We start from the raw sequence: 26,027 nt of genomic DNA, 5'->3' as shown, positions 1-26,027 counted from the left end.
TCTCGTCGTGGCTTACCTGGAACAGGAGCTAGACGGCTGGATCAGAAACGCCCACGCACTGGACAATCCGCTCTCGCCGCGCTGGGAGCGGATCGCAGCCCTATTTGAGGCCCTCGCCCGTTCAGTCGAATTGAACACGTTCCACGGCTGCCCATTCACTAATGCCGTGATTGAACTGCCGGAATGCGCGGCAGTCGGCGCAGTCGCACAACGCTACCGCGCCGNGCGGATCGCAGCCCTATTTGAGGCCCTCGCCCGCTCAGTCGAATTGAACACGTTCCACGGCTGCCCATTCACTAATGCCGTGATTGAACTGCCGGAATGCGCGGCAGTCGGCGCAGTCGCACAACGCTACCGCGCCGTCGTTCGCACACACCTGGCCAACCTCATAGGTGCGGGCACTGCCGCCACGGTGACATCCCGCCTGGCTTTGCTCTACGACGCGGCCATCACAGCAGCGAAAGTCGGCCGCGACGCTGCTCTCGTCCGCGAAGCAAGCACCATGGCCCAAGAGCTCGTCGAGGCTCGCAGACCGGAGGATGTGAAACCAAGCCGATAGAGACGGTCTCTACGGGTGGTTTGAGACTTCGTCGAATATTCGACGCTCAGGTCTGTGACGGGTGGCGTTTGGTAACGATCCTTCGCAAGACACTTCAAGGGAGGGCAGAGTAGCCAGTGTTTGAACACTCTGCGCATCTACCTCCAGCGCCTCCTGTACCCCGAATGTCGCTAGAGGAAAGCTAGCCAGCTGACACCAGTGACGAACGGGCCGGTGGCGCCGCGCCATTTTGGCCCGGCCATACACCGACTTTCGTCTGAATGCCTTCTAATATGGAAAGTGAACTTTCCATATTCGGTCATTCAGCAAAGGAGTTCAGCATGAAGGTGCGGTTCATTTACATCGCAATCGGTGTTGTCGTGTGCGGCACCTTGGGGGGGTTTTCTCGGCGCCGCTCAAGAAGCCGGTGCAGCTTCGTGGGTCATTACTGCCCTTACCGCGGCGGTCTTCGCTTCCCTGATGTCGGTGTCGATCGGAACGATGATCTTCCGCCGGCGCACGGAGCGCCGTGAGCTGACGGCCAGACCCGACAGCCTGGAACGCCATCTGGCCGTGGAAGCTCAGTCCAAAACGTTCCTGGATATGGTGCTCCTCACTGTCATCACGGGATGCCTTTTCATCATCTTTCCCACTCAGACGAATCCCGCCTGGGTGCTGATCGGCCTCGCCGTTGTTCTCATCGTTGATTTCTGGGTACGCCATGCCGTGATCAGGAAAGCAGCCACCAGGGCCACGGCATGAGGAACGACGTCGAGGCCCTCCGGCAGGCGCGGAAATGGTCCCAAGAAACCTTGGCCACGAACGTCGGGGTCTCTAGACAGACCATCAACGCCATAGAGGCCGGTCGGTTCAACCCCAGCCTTCCCCTCGTCCTTCGGCTGGCCCGACTGTTCGGCAGGCCTGTAGAAAGCATCTTCTTCGACGACTATGAGGCGGATCACACGATGTGACGAAGGTTTTCACCCCGGTGGCTCGGCTGCTCGCTGTCGTGGGGATACTGGGCTGAAGTGCAACTTCACTGACATGAGAGCCTCCTCCGGTCCCTCGTCGGTGCGATCGTGGTTCCTTGGCCGGCCGGAATGGTCAAGAACTTGAATCAATAGCAGCGCAGTGCCCGCGGGGTGGTCTGCCGGAAGACCTAGTTCAGCTGTCCGCTATATGACCCACCGCGTCGGGGATCTACACCGCGTCGGAGAGGGCAAGTAGCCTTGCGGGGACGCCCTGCACAAGCTCAGGCGAGAACGGAACGCGATGACGATGGGTGCCCTTCGGCGCAGTGCCTTTCGACTGCGTACCTATCAGCCGAGCCGGTGGATGTGGCTGGCCTGGATCGTGCCTGTCCTGCTCGTGGTCGCGGCCATCGTGGTGCTCGCGGCGAACGGGATGCGTGCCCTTCCCTCGGTCGACGACTTCACACGCAGTTACCCCGGTGTGTCGACCCATCCGGCCGCGACACCGGTCGGAGTGCCGGCCTGGTTGGCTTGGCAGCACGGGCTCAACGCCTTTTTCATTCTGTTCGTCATTAGGACCGGCTGGCAGGTGCGTACGACCAAACGCCCGTCCATTTTCTGGACGCGCACCAATACCGGCTGGTTGCGCACCAAGAATCCGCCGATCCGCATCACCCTCGATTTATGGCAGCACATCGTGTTCGACACGCTGTGGCTGGTGAACGGGATCGTCTTCTATGTTCTGTTGTTCGCGACCGGGCAATGGCTCAAAATTGTGCCCACCAACTGGGACGTCATTCCCAACGCCGTGTCGGCCAGCCTGCAATATGCCTCGCTGAACTGGCCGACGGATAACGGCTGGGCGCACTACAACGCCCTTCAACTGCTCAGTTACTTCACGGTCGTATTCGTGGCAGCACCGATCGCGCTCGTTACCGGCCTACGCATGTCCCCCGGCTTCTCTGCCCGGTTTCGGCGACTTGATCGGGTCTTTCCCTTGCCCGTCGCGCGCAAGCTGCACTTTGCGGTGTTTGTCTTCTTCGTGGCGTTCATTGTCGTGCACGTTCTGCTCGTACTCACGACCGGCGCCCGGGCCAACCTGAACCACATGTATGCGGCGCGGAATGACGACGGCTGGCTCGGTGTCTGGATCTTCGTCGGCTCGATCCTGCTCATGGCTACGATCTGGATCGGGGCGCGCCCGGTCGTGGTTCGCGCCATCGCGGCGCGCGGCGGGAGAATCATTCACCGTCAGCGCTGATCGCTCGGTTTCGTCGCTTCGAGCACGTCCCGGCTGAGCAAGGCTGCGCCCGCGACAGCGGCGGGCATCACGATGACCGCCGCGCCCGGAATCAGGAACAGCAGGTAGGTGAGCACACCGAAACCGAGGCTGCGGGATTGGCGGGCGCGCAGCATCCGTCGTCGCTGGGTGAGGGTGAAGCCGCGGGCGTCGAAGGCGAAGCCGGTGAGTTCGAGGGTGAGGATCCAGCCGCCCAAAACAGCCCCGAGAACGAGCGCGATCAGCTGGCCGAGTCCGGGAACCAGGCCGCAGAGGAGAAGCAAGAGAGCGACCAGCACAGCGAGGGCGACCAACCGCAGGGCGTCCGCGATCGGGCGCAACAGGCCGCGCTTAGCTTCGACTGGCGCATCGCCGAGGTCGGTCTCGACCGCACGCCAGATGCGCTCGTAGAAGGGGTCCCCGATCATCAGCGTCACGGCCACAAAGGTGTAAGCAAGCAAGAGGATGCCGGCCGCTGCGGCCGCCGCGCCGGCCAGGACTCGCACGCCCGTGCGCCACGGCTCGTCCCAGCCGTTCGCGAACGGGCTGATCGTGACGGCGATGGTCTCGACGTTGACGAGCAGTACCACGATGCCGACCAGATAGAGAATGCCGACGATGAGAGCCGGCAGGGCGCCGAGCAGCATGAGACGGGGTGAGGTTATCCACATTTTGAGGCCGCGACCGAGAAATGCGGTCCCGGCGACGAACTCGTGCGTGGCGGTGGGCTGGGCTGAAGACGGCACCTCCACACCCTAGCCCCGCCAGGAAACGTCTGCGGGTCCCCGAGGGGACCCGCGCGGATTTACGCCAACTGGGGAAAGCCGAGGTTGATCTCGGAGGTGGCAGGGTCGGGCCAGCGGGTCGTGACGACCTTGGCGCGGGTGTAGAAACGGATGCTGTCCGGTCCGTACATGTGTGCGTCGCCGAACAGCGAGTTCTTCCAGCCGCCGAAGGAGAACGACCCGACCGGCACCGGAATAGGCACGTTGATGCCGACCATGCCAGCCTCAATTTCACACTCGAACTGCCGAGCCGCCCCGCCGTCGCGGGTGAACAAGGCCACGCCGTTGCCAAACTCGTGCTCGTTGACGAGCTTTACCGCCTCGTCGAAGGTGTCGACGCGCACGACCGAGAGTACCGGGCCGAAGATTTCATCGGTGTAGACCTTCATGCCGGGCGTGACGTGGTCGATCAGGCTGACGCCGAGGAAGAAGCCGTCGCTGGCGAAGTTCTGCGCCCGACCGTCGACGACCATCGTGGCGCCGGCGGACTCAGCGCCGGCCAGGTAGGACGCGACTCGGTCGCGATGATCGCCGGTGATGAGTGGGCCCATCTGTGAGGTCGGATCGGTTCCGGGGCCGATGATGAGTTTTTTCATGCGCTTCTCGATTGCGGCGACGAGGTCGTCGGCGATGCCGCCGACGGCCACGAGCACGCTCACGGCCATGCAGCGTTCCCCGGCGGATCCGTAGGCGGCGTTGATGGCGGCATCCGCTGTCATCTCGAGGTCGGCATCTGGCAGCACGACCATGTGGTTTTTCGCTCCGCCGAGGGCCTGCACGCGCTTGCCGTTTGCGGCGGCACGGCTGTAGATGGACTTGGCGATCGGAGTGGACCCGACGAAGCTGATCGCCTTGACGGCAGGGTTGTCGAGGAGCTCGTCGACGGCCTCCTTATCGCCCTGCACGACGTTGAGCACGCCGGCGGGCAGACCGGCCTCCGTGAAGATCTCAGCGATGAAGATCGCCGACGACGGGTCCTTCTCGCTTGGCTTGAGCAGCACGGTGTTGCCGCAGGCGAGGGCGCTGCCGATCATCCACAGCGGCACCATGGCTGGAAAGTTGAACGGAGTGACGCAGGCAACGACGCCGACGGCCTGGCGCACCGAGTGCACGTCGATTCCGTGGGAGACCTGCTGCGAGAAGTCGCCCTTGAGCATGTGGGCGAGGCCGGTCGCGAACTCGATGTTCTCGAGCCCACGGGTGATCTCGCCGGCCGCGTCAGAGAGCACCTTGCCGTGCTCGCTCGTGAGGATCGCCGCCAGTTCTGCAGTGCGCTCGGCGAGCAATTCGCGCACCTTGAAGAAGATGGCGGTGCGCTTGGCCAGGGTGCTGGTTTGCCACTCGGGAAGGGCCGCCTTGGCGGACTCGATCGCGTCGATGACGACTGCGCGGGAAGCTAGGACGACCTGTTTCTCCTGCACACCGGTGGCCGGGTTGAATACCGGGCCAAACCGCTCGGCCGACTCGACGCGCTGGCCGTTGATGTAGTGGGGAATTGTTTGCATAGGAGTTCTCTTTCTCGTTGATGACATGGTCCAGCTGTGCGACTGCAGGGTGCCGTCGACGAGTTTGACGATCATCGAGCAGTCTTTGCCGCCCTCGCCCTCGTCGATCAGCCGCTGAAACAGCTTGGCGACGTGCTCGCCGATTTCGAGCGGAGTGTCGGTGGCGCGGGCCGCCGCGATGGCGAGGCCGATGTCCTTGCTGGCCAGGTCGGTAGTGAAGGTCGGGGCGAAGTCCCGGTTCGCGGCGGCCGTGGCGACCACATCCTTGATCGGGTACCAGGTGCGCAGCGCCCAGCTATCGCCCGATGAAACGGATGCGATATCCCAGAACACCTGCTTGTCCAGTCCCAGCCGCTCGGCCAGCACGGCGCCCTCGGCGGTTGCGGCGAGGTTGATGAACAGCATGAGGTTGTTGCAGATCTTTGCAGCCTGGCCGGTCGTCGCGCCTCCGGTCGGGATGATATTCGCTGCCATCGGCTGGATGAACGCTGTAGCGGCGGCAACCGCGCCGATTTCGCCGCCGATCATGAAGGTCAATGTTGCCGCCGTTGCGCCGCTGATACCGCCGGAGACCGGGGCGTCGACGAAGCGAAAGCCCGCCGTGGCCGCCGCGTCGTGCAGGGCTTGAGCGGTGTCGATGTCGATAGTGGAGGAATCTACCAGCAGCGCTGTCGTGTCGGTGTTGGCCAGCACCCCGTCGGCGCCGAAGTAGACCGACCGGGCATGCTCACCCTTGGGCAGCATGGTGAAGACGACATCGGCTCCGGCCACGGCCGCCGCGATGCTGGACACGGCGGTGACCCCCGCCTCGGCAGCGGCGGCGACGGCATCCGGATTCAGGTCGAACCCGCGCACCTCGTGGCCGGCAGCCACCATGTTGGCGGACATGGGACCGCCCATGTTCCCCAATCCGATCCATGCGACTACAGACATTTGAAGCTCCTTTGCTTGTGTCCCTCCACCCTCGCAGCCGGATAGAGTGCAATCAAGGCAATAATTCACAGAGGCTATGTGCGCAAATGCACACACTGGAAGGGGCTGATTCGTGAATGCACATCAACTTCCGAGCCCGAACGATCTGCTCGTGTTGCTCACCGTGGCCAGGTTAGGCCGGTTCAATGCGGTCGCCGAGGCACTCGGCACCACGCACACGACAATTTCGCGACGCATCCGCTCACTTGATCAGGAGTTGGGTGGCCGCACTCTCGAACGCAGCCCGCACGGCTGGGAGCTCACCGAATTAGGCCGGCACGCGGTCAGTGCTGCCGAAGCGATCGAAGACCGACTCGGGGTGCTCAGCGCAGCGATCAGCCAGAAGGACCCGCTGTCGGGACTGCTGCGCATCAGCACGATCGACGGCTTCGGGGCCGAGATCGTGACGCCGGCGCTCGTGAAGCTGCAGCAGGGGCACCCGAGCATCAATATCGAAATGTTCAGCGCCACCCGCAAGGTGAGTCAGAACCGGTCGGGTGTCGACCTGGAGATCGTGGCTGGACGCAACGACGTCAACAACGCGCAGGCCATGTTTCTCACCAACTATTTTCTGCGGCTCTATGCCAGCCGCGAGTACCTCCGGGAGCGCGGAGTGCCGCAGTCGCTCGACGATATTGCGTTGCACAGTTTCGTGTCGTACGTCGAGAGCGCCTTGCTCGTGACCGACCTGGGCTACCGATCGTCGCAGCTGCCGGAAGCCGCCACGACCTTTCAGTCGACCAGCCTGTTCGCGCAGCTGGAGGCCGTGCAGGCCGGCGCCGGAATCGGACTGCTGCCCAATTTCCTTGTGCACGATCGGCCGGAATTCGTTCCGGTGCTGCCCGACGATTTTCAGCGCCAGCTGCCGATTTGGGCGGTGGTGCGGGCCGAATCGTTGCGTTCGCCTGTGGTGCGCGCCGCGATCGAGGCGATCACCCTCGAGATCGCGAGTCGGCCCGCCGCGTTCACCGACTGATTCGGCAAGCGGATGCTCTCCAACCGCACCAAGAATGGGGTGGCAGCGCATCGACGGCGGCTCGATCGCCCCTGAACCGAGCCCCCGGTGAAGCCGCGCTATCGACCGCTGCTGGTCCCGGCCAAATCGGCGGCAGAGGCGGCGCGATCGGCCAAATCGGCGGCATCCGCTGCATCAATGTCGTGCAGCGACAGGCCGCGGGTCTCCTTAAGGGTCAGCACGACGAGGGCCGTCACGAGGCATGCCGCCGCGAGGTAGATGGCCACGGGCACTGAGGACTCGAAGGTGGAGAGCAGGCTCACGGCGATGATCGGGGCGATGGACCCCGCGATTACCGAGGTGACCTGGTAACCGAGGGAGACACCGGAGTAGCGCATGCGGGTGGGGAACATTTCAGCCATAATGGCTGGTTGGCCGGCATACATGAGCGCGTGGAACAGCAGGCCCATCATGATCGCAACGATGATGATGAAGTCGTTCGCGGTGTCCATCATGGGGAAGGCGAAGAAACCCCAGGTGCCGGCGAGCACGGCGCCGACGAAGTAGACCGGGCGGCGGCCAACGCGGTCGGAGAGGTGGCCGACGAGCGGAATGACAATGAAGTGAATCGCGTGGGCGATGAGTAGGAGCAGCAGAACGCGAGAGGTGTCCATTTCTACGATGATCTTCAGATACGTGATCGAGAACACCACGACCAGGTAATAGAGAATGTTCTCGGCGAAGCGCAGTCCCATCGCGGTGAACACTCCACGCGGGTAGCGGCGGAAGACCTCGACGATGCCGAAGCCCTTATCACCCTCCAAGACCTCCTTCTGCGCCTTGAGAAAGATCGGAGCATCGCTAACCTTGGTGCGAATGTAATAGCCGATGAGCACGATCACCGCGGAGAGCCAGAAGGCGACGCGCCAGCCCCAGCTGAGGAAGGCCTCGTCGGACAGCGTCGAGGCGAGCACGAACAGAACAGCGGTGGCTAGCAGGTTTCCCATGGGTACGGCAGCCTGGGGCCAGCTGGCCCAGAATCCGCGCGACTTCTCCGGGCTGTGCTCGGCGACGAGCAGCACGGCGCCGCCCCATTCACCGCCGACGGCGAAGCCCTGAATGAAGCGCAGTAGCACGAGCAGAATCGGTGCGAGGTAGCCGATCTGCTGGAATGTTGGCAGGCAGCCCATCAGGAAGGTGGCGACGCCGACGAGCACGAGGCTGAACTGGAGCAGGCGTTTACGGCCGAACTTGTCACCGAAGTGTCCGAACACGATGCCGCCGATCGGGCGAGCCAAGAAGCCGACGGCGTAGGTCGCGAACGCCGCGATGATGCCCTCAAGTTCGCTGCCCGCGTTCGGAAAGAACAGGGTACCGAATACGAGCGTTGCGGCCGAGGCATAGAGAAAGAATTCGTACCACTCGACGACCGTGCCGGCCATGGAGGCTGCGACGACCTTTTTCAGTCCGGACGTATGTACGTCCTGTCGGATATTGGATCTAGTCGTGCTCATGGGTCTCCCCCGTGTCGTCATTGACACAACGCGCTCATTCACACGTCGTCTGGCTCGTCTTAGCTTGCGCTTCGCACTGGTGACTGTCAAAGTGCGATTTGCACAGGGGTGCCGTGCAGAAATGCACACGTGATTTTTCGGGAACGAACTCGGCACCGGTATTCTCGAAAGAACAATCCGTGAGATGGGAGCAATCGTGACGCATGCGCATCCGCTGTACGCCGACCTCGAGGTACCCTGCCTGTGCTGCCTCGCGCCGCAGCCCTTCCACTTCACCTCATCGAGCGACCAGGTCGTCTGTGCGCTCTGCGTGCACCACATCGGGGCCGAGAAGAGTGAACGCCGCGACCTCGAGCACGTACGGTTGTGGACGACGCGCTGGGCGGCTTCCGAGACGGCCCACGGCGAGTACATTGCCGAAACGGATGCCCTGCTCGTCGCCCGCGACACGGATCTGACCGCACTGCGCGACCAGGTCGCCGAGCTCAGTACGCTCGTGGCTGGCCAATTCGCGGCCGGTATCGACGGGGTGCGCGACCTGTTGCAGAACGATTTGGTCAAGCGTGCCGAACGCAACACCGAGCTTGCCCGGCGGCAGATCGACTGGGCGATGGCCGCCCTGTGGCGCGTGGCGCAGTTGCACCACGATGGTACGGCCGCGAAGTGCTCCTGCGGCCGCACCATCAGCTCCTGCGCGGAGAGCGCCGCCATCGACTCGCTCCGGCAGGCGCTCGGCGACTGGGAGAAGAAGAATCTGGCGATGCTGCAGAATGGTCGGCGGCATGGACTGCCGACCGAGCATCCTGCGGTGCTGGCCCAGCGCATCCGCTGAACTGGACCTTGACCGGTCAGTGCCCGATCGACACAGAATCGCCGAGCGGCGGACGCCGCACCAGGAATGCGGCGGGAATGGCGAACAGCGAGATGATCGCGCCGCACAGGAACGCGCCGCGAATTCCGGAGGCCGTGGCCGAGATTTCCGACACGCCCTGCGCCATGAGCGCGGCCGACTGCGAGGTCATCACGGCGATGAACAGGGCCGTTCCGGTGGCACCGGCCAATTGCTGTACGGTACCGACGACGGCGCTGCCGTGGGAGTACAGGCGGGGATTGAGCGAGCCGAGGCCCGACGTGAAGAGCGGTGTGAACAGCAGCGACAGGCCGGCGCTCATGCCGATGTGGGTGACCATGAGCATCCACGGCTCGGTCGTTTCACCCATCATTGTCATGGTCCAGAAGGCGGCGCTAACAATGATCGATCCGGGCACCAGCAGAATAGTCGGCCCGCGACGGTCGTAAATTCGGCCGACGAATGGCGCGAGCAGCCCCATGGTCAGGCCACCCGGCAGCAGCAGCAGCCCGGTGGCGAGGGCGGTCATGCCGAGCACGTCCTGCATGTACAGCGGCAGCAGAATGATCGTGCCGAACAGGGCCAGCATGCTGATGCTGAGCATCGAAATCGAGAGGGTGAAGGTGCGCGAGCTGAACACGCGCAGGTCGAGCAGGGCGCGATCGGTGCGCTGCAGCTGCACCTGGCGCAGCACGAACAGGGCGAGGGCGACCAGGCCGATGCCCAGTGGCACCCAGCCGGAAGCGGTTGCGCCGCCGAGGTTGCTCAGACCGTAGACGAACCCGCCGAAGCCGAAGGCCGAGAGGATGACCGAGAGCACGTCGATCGGAATCTCGCGCGGCGTGGTCACGTTCTGGATGCGTGAGGCGCCGAGAACGAGGGCGCCGATGGCGATCGGCAGCACGATAATGAACATCCAGCGCCAGTCGAGCACGCTGAGGATGATGCCCGAGATGGTCGGGCCGATCGCCGGGGCGACCGAGATGACGATGGAGATATTACCCATCGTCTTGCCGCGTGAGGCGGGGGCGACGAGGGTCATGACGGTGGTCATGAGCAGCGGCATCATGATGGCCGTTCCGCTGGCCTGCACGATGCGGCCGAGCAGCAGCACCTCAAAGCCAGGAGCGAGCGCGGCGATCAGGGTGCCGGTGCTGAACAGCGTCATTGCCGCGATGAATACCGGACGGGTGTTGAAACGCTGAATGAGAAAACCGGTGATCGGAATGACCACGGCCATCGTGAGCATGAACGCGGTGGTCAGCCACTGCGCGGCGGTCGCCGTGATGCTGAGGTCCTTCATGAGGTGCGGCAGGGCCACGCCCATGATGGTCTCGTTCAAAATGACCACGAACGCGGAGACCAGCAGCAGCCGGATCACCAACTGGTTGCGCTTGGCGTCCGGGTGGAGCTTGGCCTCGGTCGTGGGCGCGCTGGCTGTTGTAGTCATAACTGGTCCTGACGGTCGTGCGAAAAGGGAAGTGCAAAAACGAGCGGCCGCGCGCCCCCGGGGCGGCATGCTGTGCGCGCCTCTAGGTGCAGCGTTTTGCAGGGTGTGAATTATTCTTCTGCACTCGGATTCGCCGGAAAGTTACAACCCCATGTGGCGGGCCTGGTCTTGGGGGCTAATTCAGGAAAATCGGCGGCTGGCCCGGTGTCTGCCCCACAATCTCGGGCTGGGCTTGCTGCCGGTGCCTAGTTCTCCTGAATTAGCCACCAAGAACCGGGATGAGGCGGGAATTTTAGGCGAGGCGGAGCTTGAGATAGGGCGCGGTGCGGCTCGTGGGATGCGCAGCCACCGTGGCGGGGGTGCCGACAGCGATAATTTGGCCGCCTTGGTCGCCACCGGAGGGGCCGAGGTCGATTACCCAGTCGGCCGCGGCGACCACGTCCATCTCGTGTTCGACAACGACCACGGTGTTGCCGGCGTCGACTAGCCGCCCGAGCTGCTGCAGGAGCAGCTCGACGTCGGCCGGATGCAGCCCCGTCGTCGGCTCGTCGAGCAGATAGAGGGTGTGGCCGCGCCGGGCGCGCTGCAACTCGGTTGCGAGCTTGATGCGCTGAGCCTCGCCGCCGGAAAGTTCGGTGGCCGGCTGCCCGAGTCTTAGATAGCCAAGGCCCACCTCGCGCAGGGTTTCTAGACTGCGCGCGGCGACGGTGACGTCGGTGAGAAAGTCGAGTGCGGCATCCACTGTCAGGCCGAGTATCTGGGCGATGTTCTTGCCGTGGTAGTTCACCTCGAGGGTGCCGGGGTTGTAACGCGAACCCCCGCAGTCCGGGCAGAGTGCGTAGCTGCCCGGCAGAAAGAGCAGTCCGACGGCCACGAAACCCTCACCGAGGCAGGTCTCGCAGCGACCGCCGGCTACGTTGAACGAGAACCGGGACGCGGTGAAGCCGCGCGCTCGGGCCTCGTCGGTGGCGGCAAAGGTGGCCCGCACGGCATCGAACAGGCCGGTGTAGGTGGCGAGGTTGGAGCGCGGGGTGCGGCCGATCGGCTTCTGGTCGACCTGCACCAGGCGATCCACGGCTTCGAGGCCGGTGACCGCGGCGACCGGGCTCGAGTCGAACTCAACCTCGGCATCGGGGTCGCCCAGATCGAGCACCGGAACATCATCGGGGTCGGGGTGCAGGTGTCGACCGACGGCCTCGGCGAGCACCTGGCTGATCAGCGTGGATTTGCCCGAGCCACTGACGCCGGTGACGGCCGTCAACACCCCGAGCGGAATCTGCGCATCGAGACCCTGTAGGTTGTGCCGGGTCACGTCGTGCAGGCCCAACCAGCCAAGCGGCTGCCGCAGCTCGCCCCGTGTCACGCGCTCGCGCTCCGCAGCAAACAGGTACTGCCGCGTGACGGACGTCTCGACCTCGGCCAGCCCGGCGGTCGGCCCGCTGTAGAGCACTTCGCCGCCACCCTCGCCGGCCCGAGGACCGACGTCGACGACCCAATCGGCTCGCCCGACGACGTCCATATTGTGTTCGACCACGAAGACGGAGTTGCCCGAGAGCTTGAGCTGCTCGAGCACCAGCAGCAGTGGCTCGGCGTCGGCCGGGTGCAGGCCGGCCGAGGGCTCATCCAGCACGTAGATGACCCCGAACAGGCCAGAGCGCAGCTGGGTCGCAATGCGCAGCCGTTGCATCTCGCCCGGCGAGAGCGTGGGGGTCGACCGGCCGAGGGCCAGATAGCCGAGGCCCAGTTCGAGCAGCACATCGATGCGGCGTAGAAGGTCGCCGGCCAGGGTGACGGCCACCTCTGACGCAGAGTCGTTTGACATGATCGGCCGAAGGACCTCGGCCAGGGCCGTCATTGGCAGGGCGTTAAGTACGGCGATCGAGTGCCCGGCCACGGTGACGGCGAGGGCTTCGGGCTTCAGACCGCTGCCACTGCAGTCCGGGCACGGGCCGGTGTCGACGTAACGCAACACCCGCTGCCGCACATTCGGGCTCTTGCTGTCAGCGAGGGTGTGCAGCACGAAACTTTTCGCGCTCCAGAAGCGCCCCTGGTAGGGCTTGGCGATGCGGTCGCGCTGTGGCACGACCTCGACCACCGGCTGCTCCTCGGTAAACAGAATCCAGTCCCGGTCGGCGCGGGACAGGTCCTGCCAAGGCAGGTCGATGTCGTAGCCGAGCACCGCGACGATATCGCGCAGGTTTTTGCCCTGCCAGGCACCGGGCCAGGCCGCGATGGCGCCGTCGCGAATGCTGAGGGTGGCGTCTAGCACCATCGACTCTTCACTGACCGTGTGCGCCATGCCCAAGCCATGGCAGCGGGGGCAGGCGCCCATCGCGGTGTTCGGCGAAAAGGAGTCGGATTCGAGGCGACCGGCAGTATCCGCTGGATATATGCCGGCACGGGAATACATCATTCGCAGTGAATTGGAGAGGGTGGTGACCGTGCCGACGCTCGATCGGGAACTTGGTGTTCCACGGCGTTGCTGCAGGGCGACCGCTGGCGGCAGTCCGGTGATCTCGTCGACGTGCGGGGTATGTCCCTGTTGAATGAGTCGACGCGCGTAGGGCGCTACCGACTCGAAGAAGCGGCGCTGGGCCTCGGCAAAGATCGTGCCGAAGGCGAGCGAGGACTTGCCGGAGCCCGAGACGCCGGTGAACGCCACGATGGCGTCCCGGGGCACATCGACGTTCACATTGCGCAGGTTGTTCTCGCGGGCACCGCGCACCCGCACGAAACCCTCGGATTGATTTTCGCTAAGCATCCAAATGAGTGTAGTTGGCTCGATTGCGAGCCGCCAGGTCAGATCGAGGTGGCGTCCTCGACCTGACCGACGAGTTCTTCGATGATGTCCTCAAGAAAGAGCACACCGGTCACGGTTCCGTTCGCGTTGAACGACGTTGCTACGTGCGCTCCAAGGCGACGCATCGACGCGAGCGCGTCTTCCAATTCGCTGTTACACGAAACGGATGCGAGACGTCGCAGGCGTTTGCTCGGCACCGGCTGAGTGAAGGTGTCGCCGCTGGTGAGATCCATGACGTCCTTGAGGTGCAGGTAGCCGCTCGGCTGACCGTCGTCGTCGGTCAGGATGTACCGCGAGAAACCGTGCTGGCTGACGGCCCGCTGAATGTCGGCCGGTGAGGCCGTCGACGGCAGGCAGACCATCGATTCGATCGGGACCTGCACGTCGGACACCTTTTTCGCCGTGAACTCGAACGCCGCGGTGAGCGTGCCGGAGGCATCCTGCAGCATGCCTTCCCGGGTGGACTGCCGGGCGATGCTCGCGACCTCGTCGAGCGTGAACGCGCTCGTCGCCTCGTTTTTCGGCTCGACCTTGAACAGTCGCAGTACGCCGTTGGCCAGCCAGTTCAGGCTGAAAATGATCGGGTTGAACACCCGAGCTACGAACACGAGCGGTGGTGCCAAAATAAGGGCGGCCTTTTCGGGAACGGAGAACGAGATGTTCTTGGGGATCATCTCGCCGAAGACAACGTGCAGAAAGGTCACCAGAATCAACGCGAAGCTGAAAGCGATTGTGCTGATCATTCCCTCGGAGAGCCCGGTGCCCGCGAGCGGGTATTCGAGCAGACCGTGAATGGCCGGCTCCGAGACGTTCAGGATGAGCAGCGAACACACCGTGATGCCCAGCTGGCTGGTGGCGAGCATGAGCGTGGCGTGTTCCATGGCCCACAGGGTGGTCTTAGCGGCCTTGTTGCCTTGGGCGGCCAGCGGTTCAATCTGGGAGCGGCGGGCCGAAATGACAGCGAATTCGGCGCCGACGAAGAACGCGTTCACCACCAGCAGCACGACGAGCCAGATCAGGCCGGGTAAGTACGCGGTTAAATCGGCGCTACTCATGGATCAGGTCTTTCTGAATTTTGTTGACGATGCGGTCGTGTGGGGTGGCGAGGCTCGGATCAGTCTCGGGGTCGAGGGGCGTGTAGCGAACGCGGTGCACGCGCACGCCGTCGACGTGGTCGATGCGCAGTACGCCGCCCTCGATGGCGACCTCGTCGCCGAGTTCGGGAATGCGATCGAGCTGGTCGGCGAGGAATCCGCCGACCGTGTCGTAGTCGCCGTTGTCGGGCACGGAGACGCCGGCGCGGTCGAGCAGCTCATCGGGGCGCCAGGCCGCGTCGAACACGACGGACCGACCGGAGCGGATGACGCCGGTCTTGGCCCGGTCATGCTCGTCCTCCAACTCGCCGACGAGTTCTTCGACGAGGTCTTCGAGGGTGACGATGCCGGCGGTTCCGCCGTATTCATCGGCGACCACGGCAATCTGGAACCCCTGCTGGCGCAGGGCGGCGAGCAGGGAATCCACGCCCATGGTCTCGGGAACGCGTAGCGCGGGGGCCTTCAGGTCGGCGGCGGTTACCGTCGCCCGCTCATCCAGCGTGACGGCGAAGGCTTGTTTTACGTGCAACACGCCGACGATGTCGTCGGAGTTCTTGTCGATCACGGGAAACCGTGAGTAACCAGTGCTGGTCGCGAGGCGCACGATGCTATCGGCGGTGTCGGTAATGTGCACCGAAGCCATGCGCACCCGGGGGGTCATGACATCCGCTGCTGAGTGGTCGGAGAATCGCAGCGTGCGGTGCAGCATCGCGGCGTGGTCGTCGTCCAACACGCCCTCGAGGGCCGATCGGCGCACCAGAAAGCTCAGTTCTTCGGCGCTGCGGGCGCCCGACAGCTCTTCTTTAGGTTCAATTCCAAACAGGCGAATGATCGAGTTGGCCGTGTTGTTGAACAATAGAATGACCGGTTTAAACACGGTCGTGAACACAGTTTGAGCCGGCACGACGATCTTCGCGGTTGCCAGCGGCACGGCGAGGGCGAAGTTCTTCGGAACGAGCTCGCCGATCACCATTGAGAACAGCGTCGCGAGCGAGATTGCGATGATCGTTCCCAGCAGTGGCACAATGCCGGCGGGCACGCCGACGCTGGTCAGCGGCCCGCTGAGTAGGGAGCGGATGGCAGGCTCGAAGGTGAATCCGGTCAGCAGCGTAGTGAGGGTAATGCCCAGTTGCGCGCTCGACAGGTGCGTCGAGGTGATCTTGAGCGCCTTGATGGTCGGACCGAGCCGCTTCTCGCCGCGATCCCGCCGAGTCTCGAGCTCATTGCGGTCGAGCGTGACGAGCGCGAACTCGGAGGCTACGAAAATGCCCGTTCCGACGGTGAGAACGAGTCCTACGCCCACCATGATCCACTCATACATGTTGTGCTCCTCTCAGATTGAAAGGCATGTCGGTGGTGGCGGGCGAGGGTTTATGCGAGGGAGGGTCTTCCATTGTGCTTATAAACCTATAGACGGATGCTGACAAAGCGCCGGTCTCTTGCGTTTCGGCCGTACAAGGACCGGGGTACCGGGGTGGGCGTACAGACCTGCGGAGCTTGTCGAAGGTGGTCCCCGTTAGGTCTTCGCCGGGCAGATTTGCGGTTCTGAACGACATGGCCGACAGAAAGGTTAGGAGACGGCGGGCTCAGCGACCTCCTCGGGCAGTTCGCGCAGCACGACCTTCATGATCTTGCCGGTGGCCGTGCGCGGCAGGGCATCGACGAACGTAACGTAATCGGGAACCTTGAAGGCGGCGATCAGGTACCGGGTGTGGGCGAGCAGGTCGACCTCGGTCACCAGGGAGTCCGGACGCAACACGACGTAGGCCTTGGGCCGCTCGCCCCATTTCGGGTGCGGAATGCCGACCACGGCAACGTCGAGCACGGTCGGGTGGGTGAGCATCGCATTTTCCACCTCGATGGTGGAGATGTTCTCGCCGCCGGAGATGATGATGTCCTTTGCTCGGTCTTTGATCTCAATATATCCATCCGGATGCATGACGCCGAGATCGCCTGTGTGGAACCAGCCGCCGCGAAAGGCATCCGCCGTCGCCGTGGCGTCTTTGAAGTAGCCGAGCATCACGTTGTTGCCGCGCAGCACGATCTCGCCGATTGTCTGCGCATCCGCGGGAACGTCGCGCATGGCGGAGTCGACGATGCGGGCTGATTCGGCTTGCACCATGCCGACGCCCTGGCGGGAGATCTTGCGGGCACGCTCGTCGACAGGCAGGTCGTCCCACTTGCGCTGGTATTCGCAGATCGTGTACGGGCCGTAGACCTCGGTCAGTCCGTAGACGTGCACGACCGTGATCCCGAGCGCGTCGAGCTGCTCGATCACGCTCGGCGACGGCGGTGCACCCGCTGTGGTGATGGAGAGCGGCGTCTCGAGCACGTGCTTCATCGGCGCGTTCGCGATGACGCCGCACACAGTGGGGGCGCCGCACAGGTTGGTCACGCCTAGGGTGTCAATGGCCGACCAGACCGATTCGGCCCGCACCGTGCGCAGGCAGACGTGGGTGGCGCCGGCGGCAGTGACCGCCCACGGTGTGCACCAGCCGTTGCAGTGGAACATGGGCAGGGTCCACAGATAGACCGAATCACTGGTGAACTTGTTATGGAACACCTCGCCGAAGGAATTGAGGTAGGCCCCGCGGTGCGAGTACATCACGCCCTTGGGCTTGCCGGTCGTACCCGAGGTGTAGTTGATTGAGATCACCGCGCGTTCGTCGGAGACCTCCCAGGCCAGCGGTTCGGCGGTGTCATTGTCGGCTTCGACCAGAAATGACTCAAGGGTCTGCTGGCCGACGCTCCGGCCGCTTTCGGTCAGACCAAACTCGCCGTCGGCGATTTCGATCACACCCTTTAGCGAAGCGGATGCCGCGATCGCGTCACAGACACCGTTGACCAGCTCGGCGTCAATGAAGAGCAGGGTCGCCTCGGAGTGCTCGAGCACGTAGCGAACTTCGGGCCCGGCCAGCCGAGAATTCAACGCGACCAGCACCCCACCGGCCAGTGGAACGGCGTAGTGGGCGATCAGCATCTCGGGTATATTCGGCGCAAGGAATATAACGCGGTCGCTCGGTGTGATGCGCGAACGGATGGCGTGGGCCAGCTCCTCGGCGGCCTGCGCGAACTGTTGGTAACTGTACCGACGAGCGCCGTAAACGATCGCATTCTTGTCCGGGAATACTTCCGCGCTGCGCTGCAGAAACCGCATCGGGGTTAGCGGTGAATCGTTGGGCGAGCCGATCGGGGCTATATTCATCGTTTCAATCACGCGGGACTCCTTTGTCCGGAAAGATGTAGCGAAGTGGGTTTAGTGGAAGGCGCTGACCCCGGTGAGGTCCCGGCCGATGAGCAGCGACTGGATGCTTTCGGTACCCTCGTAGGTGTGGATTGACTCGATGTCGGCGAGGTGCCGAATAACGTGGTTTTCGAGCAGGATGCCATTGCCACCGAGCATGTCGCGGGCCAGCGACGCGAGCGACCGCGCGGCCCGGGTGTTATGGAATTTGGCCAGGCTGGCCTGGATCGGGCGCAGCGATCCGGCGGCGTCGAGTTCGGCCAGGCGCATGCAGTGCAGCTGCATCGAGGTGAGCTCGGAGAGCATGAGGGTGAGACGTTCCTGCACGATCTGAAAACCGGCAATCGGCTTGCCGAACTGTACCCGCTGCTGGGCATAGTTGAGGGCTGCTTCGAACACCGCGGTGGCGTGTCCGAGTGCTGACCAGGCCACACCGAGCCGGGTTGCGAACAGCACGGCCGCGGTGTCCTTGAAGGTGTGGGCGCCGGGCAGCACGGCGTCGAGTGGTACCCGCACGTCGGTCAGGGTGATGCGGGCCTGGTGCACGGCGCGCAGCGAGCCCTTGCCCGTCATGGTCTCGCCGTGGTATCCCGCCAGCGACTGGTCGACCAGAAACCCACGCACGTTGCCGCCGTCGTCGCGGGCCCAGACCACGGTCACATCGCCGACCGAGCCGTTGCCGATCCACTTCTTTTCTCCGTTGATCACCCATTCGTCACCGTCGCGGTGGGCGGTGGTCTCAAGCGCGACCGAGTCCGAGCCGTGGTCGGGTTCGGTCAGGGCGAAGGCGCCGAGCTTCTCGGCCCGGGCCAGCGGCACCAGCCACGTCGCCTTTTGCTCGTCGCTGCCGAACATGGCGATGCTGCGCAGGGCCAGACCACCCTGAACGCCCACCACGGTGCCCATCGATCCGTCGCCGCGGGAGATCTCCATGTTCACGAGACCGGCCGCGAGCGGTGACATGGGGGTGAGGCCGGGGCCGGCCACGCCGTCGGTGAGCAGATCTAGCTCGCCGAGGCGGCGAGCTAGGTGCAGTGGGTATTCCGCCTTGTCCCAGGCCTCGCTCAGCTCGTCGAGCGTCTCCAGGGCAAAGGTGCGTGCCCGGTTCCAGAACGCTCGATCCGTCTCGGGAACATCGGCGAAGATGCCGTAATAGTCGGTGTCAAGCGGGGCGGACACATCATAATCGGGCATCATTGCCTTTCACAGCAGCGGGTATAACTACAGTTCTACCTGACACTGCGTTTCAGGTCAAGTGACACTTGGTGTCACACTGCTCGATAGGAAGCGACTCGCGATTGCCCGAGCCACATCGTCGGGCAGGGCGGAGGCAGGAAACACCGCGACCAGCAGCTCGCTGGCGGGGGTGGCCGCGGCAACGCCGCCAGGGGCAAAGCGGGTGCGTACCGCCTGCAGGTGGGCGGCCAGTCCTGCCGAATCGAGCATCCGTTCCGTTTCGGCAGCGCGAATCATGCGGCGCAGCTCATAGTTGTGCGTGGCCGTCACCGCCGCAGCGAATTGAATGGCCAAGACCGGGTCGACGCCTGGCAATCGTCTCCGCAGATAGGCGGAGAAGGTCTTCTCGTAGCGCGAGACCATCACGGTTTCCCGGTCACGCAGAACGGATGTCTGGCGCACGACCCGGTCGCGTACCCGCACAATCTCGAGGCGCTCCCGAAACCGCTCGAACACGAGCGCGGCTGCCTCGCAGACGGCGAGCCACGGGTCATCGTGCTCGGCGGCGAAATACTCGCCAATCTGCTCGAGCAGCTCGTCGTGGTCGGCGAAGATCACGTCATCTTTCGAGTGGAACTGTCGAAAGAAGGTGCTGCGGGACACCCCGGCTGCGGCGGCGATCTGGGCCGCACTTGTGGCCTCATACCCCTGGGTGTGAAACAAGCCGACAGCGATGTCTCCGACGGCGACGCGGCTGCGGAGATCCGCTGGTCGCGAGCTGGAAACTGCGCTGAGGGCGGCTGGTGCAGACGGATCAGACATTGTCTGGTGAAACTAGCACGGAATGAGGTTGGCGCCCGTAGCGAGTGCCCGGCGAAAGGCGACCGGGCCAGGAAAGCAGGGGTGGGGGCGGAGGGTGCACAAGGTTTCCATAAGGCCCGCACAGCACTCTTGCAGCGTTCGCTCATCCTGAAGAGATAGGTGCGTCATGAGCAGGTTCAAAGGCAAAGGAATCGTTCGCAGCAACAGCAATTCCAGCGGAATGCGAGGTAATCCACGTTCCCAGGACAGTGCAAGACCCAAGCGGGTTTTCGGCAAGCCCATGCGCATACTCGCCGCCGGCATGGCCGCAGTGCTCTACGCCGGACTCGGCCTGTCGGCCGCCCTCCCGGCCCAGGCCGCCGTCGCCCCGGTCGGCCAGGGATTCGCCGTCACGGCCTCCGACCTCGCCTACATTCTCAAGCAGATCAAGATTGCTGAAGCCCACGTGGCCAACACTACTTCGACCACCGGACCCTGTGGCGCCCTGGTCGGAACGGGCCCCAACCAAATCGCCAGCCCGTTGCTCTCGCTCGGCCTGCGCACCGTCGACGGTTCCTGCAACAACCTGCAGCCCGGCCAGGATCAGTTCGGCGCCGCCGACCAGGTCTTCCCGCGAATGGCCGCTCCGGTCTTCTCCGACGCGGACGTCACGCCGGCCGGATTCGGCCCACCGAACGGTACCTCCTACATCCAGAAAAAGGGCCTGGTTTTCGATTCGGAGCCGCGCACGGTGAGCAACCTGATCGTTGATCAGACCTCCACCAACCCGGCCGCCATCGCCGCCGCCGGAAACCCGGTGCGCACCCAAGGCAACGAGGGCGTCGTGGCGTGCACGACCGACCCGAGCACCTCCGTGCCATTCGGCGTCCCGGGTGGCTGTATCCCCTCCCACGAGACGCTGTTCATGCCGAACGTGACGACCGACGTCGGCCTCTCGCCGCCGTACAACTCGATGTTCACCCTGTTCGGCCAGTTCTTCGACCATGGCATTGACCAGACGGTCAAGGGTGGCGGCACCGTCTTCGTGCCGCTTCAGGCCGACGACCCACTGGTCGCGGGGCCGGACCACGTGTTCGGCAACGCTGACGACCTCGACCCGAACCTGCGCTTCATGGTGCTCACCCGTGGACAGAACCAGCCCGGAGCCGACGGCGTCGCCGGCGACGACCCGGCCACGACGACCGATGAGAGCGCCGACGACGTTCAGGACGCCCTCAACACCGACTCGCCGTGGGTCGACCAGAGCCAGACTTACGCGTCACACGCCTCGCATCAGGTTTTCTTGCGTGAGTACGCGACCGTGGGCGATCGACCCGTTGCCACCGGCAAGCTGCTCGGCGGACCGACCGGACCGACTGCTGGCGGCATGGCGACTTGGGCCACCACCAAGGCCCAGGCCGCGAACGTGCTCGGGCTTCTCCTGACGGACAAGGATGTGCTCAACGTTCCGATGCTCGCAACGAATGCCTACGGCAAGTTCATCCCCGGAACCCTGCGCGGAATGCCCCAGTATGCCACTACGACCGGCCTGGTCGAGGGCGACACCGGAAGCCCCGTGCCTGTTCCGAGCAATGTGCTCTCCTTCAAAACCCCGTTCCTAACCGACATCGCGCACAACGCGGAGCCGAAGCCCGGACTCGAGCCGGATGCGAATGGGTCGGCATCCGCTGACTTCGCCAGCCAGCCGGCCGGAACCTACGACGATGAGATGCTCAATGCGCACTTCATCGCCGGAGACGGTCGCGTCAACGAGAACATCGGCCTCACCGCCATTCACCAGGTGTTCCACTCCGAGCACGATCGCCTGATCGAGACCATCGAAAACACGCTGACCAACGACACGACCACCAAGGGCATTGCCGCCCTGGCCGAGTGGAAGCTGGCCAGCGGAGCCGCCGGCTGGAACGGTGAACGCCTGTTCCAGGCGGCCCGTTTCGTCACCGAGATGGAGTACCAGCACCTCGTGTTCGAGGAATTTGCGCGCAAGGTGCAGCCTGGTATCAACCCGTTCGAACCGTTCGCGTTCACCCAGACCGAGATCAACCCGGCGGTCAAGGCGGAGTTCGCCCACGCCGCGTACCGCTTCGGTCACTCCATGCTGACCGAGACGATTTCGCGTCGCAACGAGGACAAGCCCGGCGTTGACGGCCTGTTCGGTACTGGTGATGACGTTCTGGGCAGCCAGAACGACATCTCTCTGCTCGACGGGTTCCTCAACCCGCCCGCGTATACCGACGGCGGACCGGAGGGACGGTTGACCTCGGAGGAAGCCGCCGGCAGCATCATCATGGGCATGAGTGACCAGGTCGGCAACGAGCTCGACGAATTCGTTACCGCTACCCTGCGCAACAACCTGCTGGGCCTACCGCTCGACCTGGCAGCGATCAACATGACCCGTGCGCGTTCGGAAGGCGTGCCGCGGTTGAACGTGTTCCGCCGCGACCTGTTCAACAAGACCAACGACGGGGCACTCAAGCCCTACACGAACTGGATCAACTTCGGGGAGAACCTCAAGCACCCGGAATCGCTGATCAACTTCGTGGCCGCCTATGGTCAGTTCCCCACCATCACGGGAGCAACCACGCTCGACGGCAAGCGCGACGCCGCGCGACTGATCGTGAGCCCCGATGCCCTGGCTTTGGAAGTTTCTCCGGACGGGGCCATGGACTTCATGAACAGCACGGGAGCGTGGGCCAACTCGAGCACGCACTCGATCACCGGGCTCGACGAGGTCGATCTCTGGATCGGTGGCTTGGCGGAGATGACCACCCCGTTCGGTGGTCTGCTCGGCACGACGTTCAACTATGTGTTCGAAAACCAGATGACCGACCTGCAAAACGGAGACCGGTTGTACTACCTGGCCCGCACGCCCGGCATGAACCTCCGCACCCAGCTGGAGGGCAACTCCTTTGCCGAGCTCATGATGCGCAATACCAACGCGCACACCCTGAAGGCTGATCCCTTCGCCACAGCTGACTGCAGGTTCGAGCTGAAAAACCTGGCTGGAACCGTTGCAGGCTTCGCGGCTTCGGGCAATGCCGTCGCGAACGATACGCAGTCCGAGTGTGATGAGTCGGCGTTGTTGATTCGCATGCCCGACGGCACGATCAAGTACCGTGCCCGCAACGCGGTCGACCCCACCGGCATCAACGGACAGGCTGTCTACAACGGCACCGGAAACATGGACCGGATGTACGGCGGCAACGACAACGACACCTTCTGGGGCGGCCTCGGCAACGACGTCATTGACGGCGGTGGCGGTGCGGACGTTGCTCTCGGTGGTGAAGGTGACGACATCATCACCGACTTCGCCGGAGACGACGTGCCCAAGGGCGGCCCAGGCAACGACGCGATCGATGCCGGGACCGGCCTGGACATCATCATGGGTGGCGAAGGCAAGGACTTCACGAACGGTGGAGCCAACGCCAATGAAACCTTCGGCGGCGCCGATGATGACTTCATCATGCTCGGTGAAAGCCTCGACGCAGCTTTCGGTGACGGTGGCGACGACTGGGAAGAGGGCGGCAACCAGCCCGACCTCATGATTGGAGACAGCAGCAACCTGTTCTTCCTGGACGACTCGCAGAAGCCTGGTAGCGACTTCATGATCGGCCAGGGCGGCGACGACGACTACGACATGGAGGGTGGCGACGACATTGGCGTCGGTGGCCCTGGCATTGAAAAGGTCGCCGGCGGTTCTGGCTATGACTGGTCCACTGGCCAGGGTGACCCCCAGGCTCAGGACTCCGACCTGGCGCTTCCGATCGCGCCACTCAATATTCTGCAGGTGGGAGTGCGCGACAAGTACAACGAAGTCGAGGCGCTCTCCGGCTGGAAGCTGAACGACATCCTCCGCGGTGACGACATCGTTCCCAGCGCTGTCGGTGGTGGCGGCTTCATCGGCTGTGACGTGGTAGACCAGGCCGGAGTAGACCGCATCGCGGGCTTGGATGCGCTGATTCCGGAATTCACAACCACGCTGGCATCCGTTGTCGCACTGTCGGCACAGGGCGACTGCCCGATCCTGACCGGCCCGAACGTCTGGGGTGCCGGCAACGTGCTCCTCGGCGGCGGCGGCAGCGACCTGATCGAGGGACGCGGCGCCGACGACATCATCGACGGTGACGCATACCTCAGCCTTCGCCTGAGCGTTCGCACCAACGCGAACGACCCCGCGACGGAGATCGGCAGTGCCAGCCTCAGCGGCTCGAACCAGAGCGCGATGGCCAGCCAATACCTGTCCGACGGCGCTGGTGGACTCACCGGACCGACCCTGCAGGAAGCCGTCTTCGCCGGCACGGTGAACCCGGGCAGTATTGTGGCGGTTCGCGAGATCCTGTACGGATCTAGCGGAACCGACTCGGCCCTGTTCTCCGGTCTGACCAAGGATTACGAAGTCACCACTACCGGTGGCGACGGCACGCTCGGATCTGCCGGATCGACCACCACTGTGCTCGACAACCGTGGTACCGACGGAACAGACACCCTGCGCAACATCGAACGCCTGCATTTCAGCGACACCGTGGCTCCGGGAACCCCGATCATCGGTGCTGCCATTGCCGGAAACGGGCAGGCAACCGTGGCCTGGACGGCGTCGCCGACCGGCATCGCCACCAGCTTCTCGGTGAAGGTGGTCGACTCGTTCGGAGACCAGGTGGGTGCACTGCGCACCGCAGTCGGAACCGCGTTCAACCTGATTGTCACCGGGCTGACCAACGGGTCCAGTTACACCTTCCAGGTATCGGCGACCAACGCAGAGGGGACAAGCGCATTCTCGGCTTCGACCAACGCGGTGACTCCGTCGGCCCCGGTGGTCGCCGAAGCTCCAACGATCGGAACCCCGGTCGCCGGCAACGCTCGCGTGGACGTGAACTGGACGCCGCCGGCAGCGGTGGCCAACCAGACGACGATTACGGGCTATCGGGTTCGCACCTATGAAGGAGCAAGCGCGACGGTGTTACGCACTTCCTTTGCGGGAGTCACCTCCACTATCGGGATCACTGTGCTGACCAACGGCACCGGGTACAGCTTCGATGTCGCCGCGATCAACTCGGTCGGCACCGGAGCGGCCTCGGCTCGTTCGACGGTTGTCACACCGACCGCCCCTGTTGTGCAGGTGGTAGCCGGCGCTCCTGTAATCGGAACCTCGGTCGCCGGGAACGCGTCGGTGACCGTGAACTGGGCCGCCCCGGCGGCTGTGACCAACGCCGCGGCCATCACGGGCTACCGCGTTCGCACCTACGTCGGGGCGGCCACCGGGGTAACCCGCACGACGACGGTGGCGAACGTCACGACGTCGGTGATCGCAACGCTGATCAACGGAACCGGGTACACCTTTGATGTTGCGGCGATCAACTCGGTCGGCACCGGAGCGGCATCCGCTCGTTCGGTCGTGGTCACACCGCGCACGGAGTTCGTGCTGCCGACGGTGATCGCACGTACACCGGCGTCCGGTGCGCGTTCGGTCAGTCAAACTGAAAACCTGACGGCAACGTTCAGTGAACCGGTCACCGGGGTTAGCGGTGCGACGTTCGTGCTGCGGCGCGGTGCCACGGTGATCGCAGCAGCGGTCGGCTACAACGCCACGACGCGAGTCGCGACGTTGAACCCGAGCGTGACCCTGCTCGCCGACCGTACGTACACGGCTACGCTCTCGGGTATCCGTGACGCGGCTGGCAACACGATGGTGACGAGCACCTGGTCGTTCATCACCGGTCCGGCTCCGACGATCACCACGAGAACTCCCGCGGCAGGAGCCACCGCAGTTGGACGGCTGGTGAGCCCGACCGCGACCTTCAGCGAAGCCATCATTGGATTCACCGCAACGTCGGTGACTGTTACCCGTCCCGGCTCGACGATCGCTGCGACCCTGTCGTTCAACGCGACTACCCGCGTACTAACGATCAACCCGAATGCCACACTCCTGGCCAACACGACGTACACGGTGACCATCACCGGTGGCACGGGTGCCGTGCGAGACCTGGTCGGCAACCCGGTCGTCACCCGTTCGTGGTCGTACACGACGGGGGCTGTGAACTAAGACAATCAACCGAATAACCCGGCTGGCGATTC

16 protein-coding genes and 1 pseudogene are annotated in these 26,027 nt (G+C 64.1%); 6 read left to right on the top strand and 11 right to left on the bottom strand.

The genetic code is table 11. The annotated features are described in order from the left end of the window. Window positions 1–1,018 precede the first annotated feature (1,018 nt). The 3 genes from CXY71_RS08660 to CXY71_RS08650 all read left to right on the top strand — a co-directional run bounded on the left by CXY71_RS08660 (window position 1,019) and on the right by CXY71_RS08650 (window position 2,770). Window positions 1,019–1,300: a hypothetical protein gene (locus tag CXY71_RS08660; protein ID WP_104135234.1), complete on the top strand. Its 282-nt coding sequence runs from the start codon at window positions 1,019–1,021 to the stop codon at window positions 1,298–1,300. Beyond that, window positions 1,297–1,509, top strand: coding sequence for a helix-turn-helix transcriptional regulator (locus tag CXY71_RS08655; protein ID WP_104135233.1), 213 nt, complete (start codon window positions 1,297–1,299; stop codon window positions 1,507–1,509). Before CXY71_RS08660 ends, CXY71_RS08655 begins: the two co-directional genes overlap by 4 nt. A gap of 301 nt (window positions 1,510–1,810) precedes the next feature. Further along, on the top strand, window positions 1,811–2,770 hold the full coding sequence (locus CXY71_RS08650) for a cytochrome b/b6 domain-containing protein (protein WP_368665874.1): 960 nt from the start codon (window positions 1,811–1,813) through the stop codon (window positions 2,768–2,770). On the opposite strand, the gene CXY71_RS08645 is transcribed toward CXY71_RS08650, so the two are convergent. The 3 genes and pseudogenes from CXY71_RS08645 to mmsB form a co-directional block, all read right to left on the bottom strand. Next, complete coding sequence (locus CXY71_RS08645) at window positions 2,761–3,534, bottom strand: EI24 domain-containing protein (RefSeq protein ID WP_199184258.1); 774 nt, start codon at window positions 3,532–3,534, stop codon at window positions 2,761–2,763. The genes CXY71_RS08650 and CXY71_RS08645 overlap by 10 nt on opposite strands. Before the next feature lie 59 nt (window positions 3,535–3,593). Continuing rightward, window positions 3,594–5,078 (bottom strand): CoA-acylating methylmalonate-semialdehyde dehydrogenase, encoded by a 1,485-nt coding sequence (locus CXY71_RS21970; RefSeq protein WP_233204563.1) that lies wholly within the window; start codon window positions 5,076–5,078, stop codon window positions 3,594–3,596. Between the two features lie 72 nt (window positions 5,079–5,150). Next, window positions 5,151–6,011: pseudogene (mmsB, locus tag CXY71_RS21965) on the bottom strand (3-hydroxyisobutyrate dehydrogenase); the annotation flags it as partial. Between the two features lie 112 nt (window positions 6,012–6,123). Here mmsB and CXY71_RS08635 point away from each other — a divergent pair. Further along, on the top strand, window positions 6,124–7,026 hold the full coding sequence (locus CXY71_RS08635; RefSeq protein ID WP_104135231.1) for a LysR family transcriptional regulator: 903 nt from the start codon (window positions 6,124–6,126) through the stop codon (window positions 7,024–7,026). A 98-nt stretch (window positions 7,027–7,124) separates the two neighbouring features. Here CXY71_RS08635 and CXY71_RS08630 read toward each other — a convergent pair whose 3' ends face one another. Next, a complete protein-coding gene (locus tag CXY71_RS08630) occupies window positions 7,125–8,519 on the bottom strand; it encodes an MFS transporter (protein WP_104135230.1) in 1,395 nt (464 codons plus the stop codon). Window positions 8,520–8,703: 184 nt separating this feature from the next. Between CXY71_RS08630 and CXY71_RS08625 the strand changes: the two genes are divergently transcribed. After that, on the top strand, window positions 8,704–9,351 hold the full coding sequence (locus tag CXY71_RS08625) for a hypothetical protein (RefSeq protein WP_104135229.1): 648 nt from the start codon (window positions 8,704–8,706) through the stop codon (window positions 9,349–9,351). A gap of 16 nt (window positions 9,352–9,367) precedes the next feature. On the opposite strand, the gene CXY71_RS08620 is transcribed toward CXY71_RS08625, so the two are convergent. From CXY71_RS08620 to CXY71_RS08590, 7 genes are all read right to left on the bottom strand, one after another. Then, a complete protein-coding gene (locus CXY71_RS08620; RefSeq protein ID WP_104135228.1) occupies window positions 9,368–10,819 on the bottom strand; it encodes an MDR family MFS transporter in 1,452 nt (483 codons plus the stop codon). A gap of 292 nt (window positions 10,820–11,111) precedes the next feature. Further along, window positions 11,112–13,580 (bottom strand): excinuclease ABC subunit UvrA, encoded by a 2,469-nt coding sequence (locus tag CXY71_RS08615; RefSeq protein WP_104135227.1) that lies wholly within the window; start codon window positions 13,578–13,580, stop codon window positions 11,112–11,114. A 38-nt stretch (window positions 13,581–13,618) separates the two neighbouring features. Continuing rightward, window positions 13,619–14,674, bottom strand: a complete 1,056-nt coding sequence (locus CXY71_RS08610; protein ID WP_104135226.1) for a hemolysin family protein — start codon at window positions 14,672–14,674, stop codon at window positions 13,619–13,621. Next, window positions 14,667–16,034, bottom strand: coding sequence for a hemolysin family protein (locus CXY71_RS08605; protein ID WP_104135225.1), 1,368 nt, complete (start codon window positions 16,032–16,034; stop codon window positions 14,667–14,669). Before CXY71_RS08605 ends, CXY71_RS08610 begins: the two co-directional genes overlap by 8 nt. Before the next feature lie 249 nt (window positions 16,035–16,283). Next, window positions 16,284–17,930: an AMP-binding protein gene (locus CXY71_RS08600; RefSeq protein WP_368665873.1), complete on the bottom strand. Its 1,647-nt coding sequence runs from the start codon at window positions 17,928–17,930 to the stop codon at window positions 16,284–16,286. Window positions 17,931–17,969: 39 nt separating this feature from the next. Further along, window positions 17,970–19,154 (bottom strand): acyl-CoA dehydrogenase family protein, encoded by a 1,185-nt coding sequence (locus CXY71_RS08595; protein WP_104135224.1) that lies wholly within the window; start codon window positions 19,152–19,154, stop codon window positions 17,970–17,972. 54 nt (window positions 19,155–19,208) lie between these two features. Then, window positions 19,209–19,955, bottom strand: a complete 747-nt coding sequence (locus CXY71_RS08590) for a TetR/AcrR family transcriptional regulator (RefSeq protein ID WP_104135223.1) — start codon at window positions 19,953–19,955, stop codon at window positions 19,209–19,211. A gap of 280 nt (window positions 19,956–20,235) precedes the next feature. Here CXY71_RS08590 and CXY71_RS08585 point away from each other — a divergent pair, with 280 nt between their 5' ends. Beyond that, window positions 20,236–25,995, top strand: coding sequence for a peroxidase family protein (locus tag CXY71_RS08585; RefSeq protein WP_233204562.1), 5,760 nt, complete (start codon window positions 20,236–20,238; stop codon window positions 25,993–25,995). Window positions 25,996–26,027: the final 32 nt, after the last annotated feature.

It is taken from the genome of Cryobacterium sp. Y62 (assembly GCF_002929785.1).
In the GTDB taxonomy this organism is placed as follows: domain Bacteria; phylum Actinomycetota; class Actinomycetes; order Actinomycetales; family Microbacteriaceae; genus Cryobacterium.
This window is presented reverse-complemented; position numbering and strand designations above follow the sequence as displayed.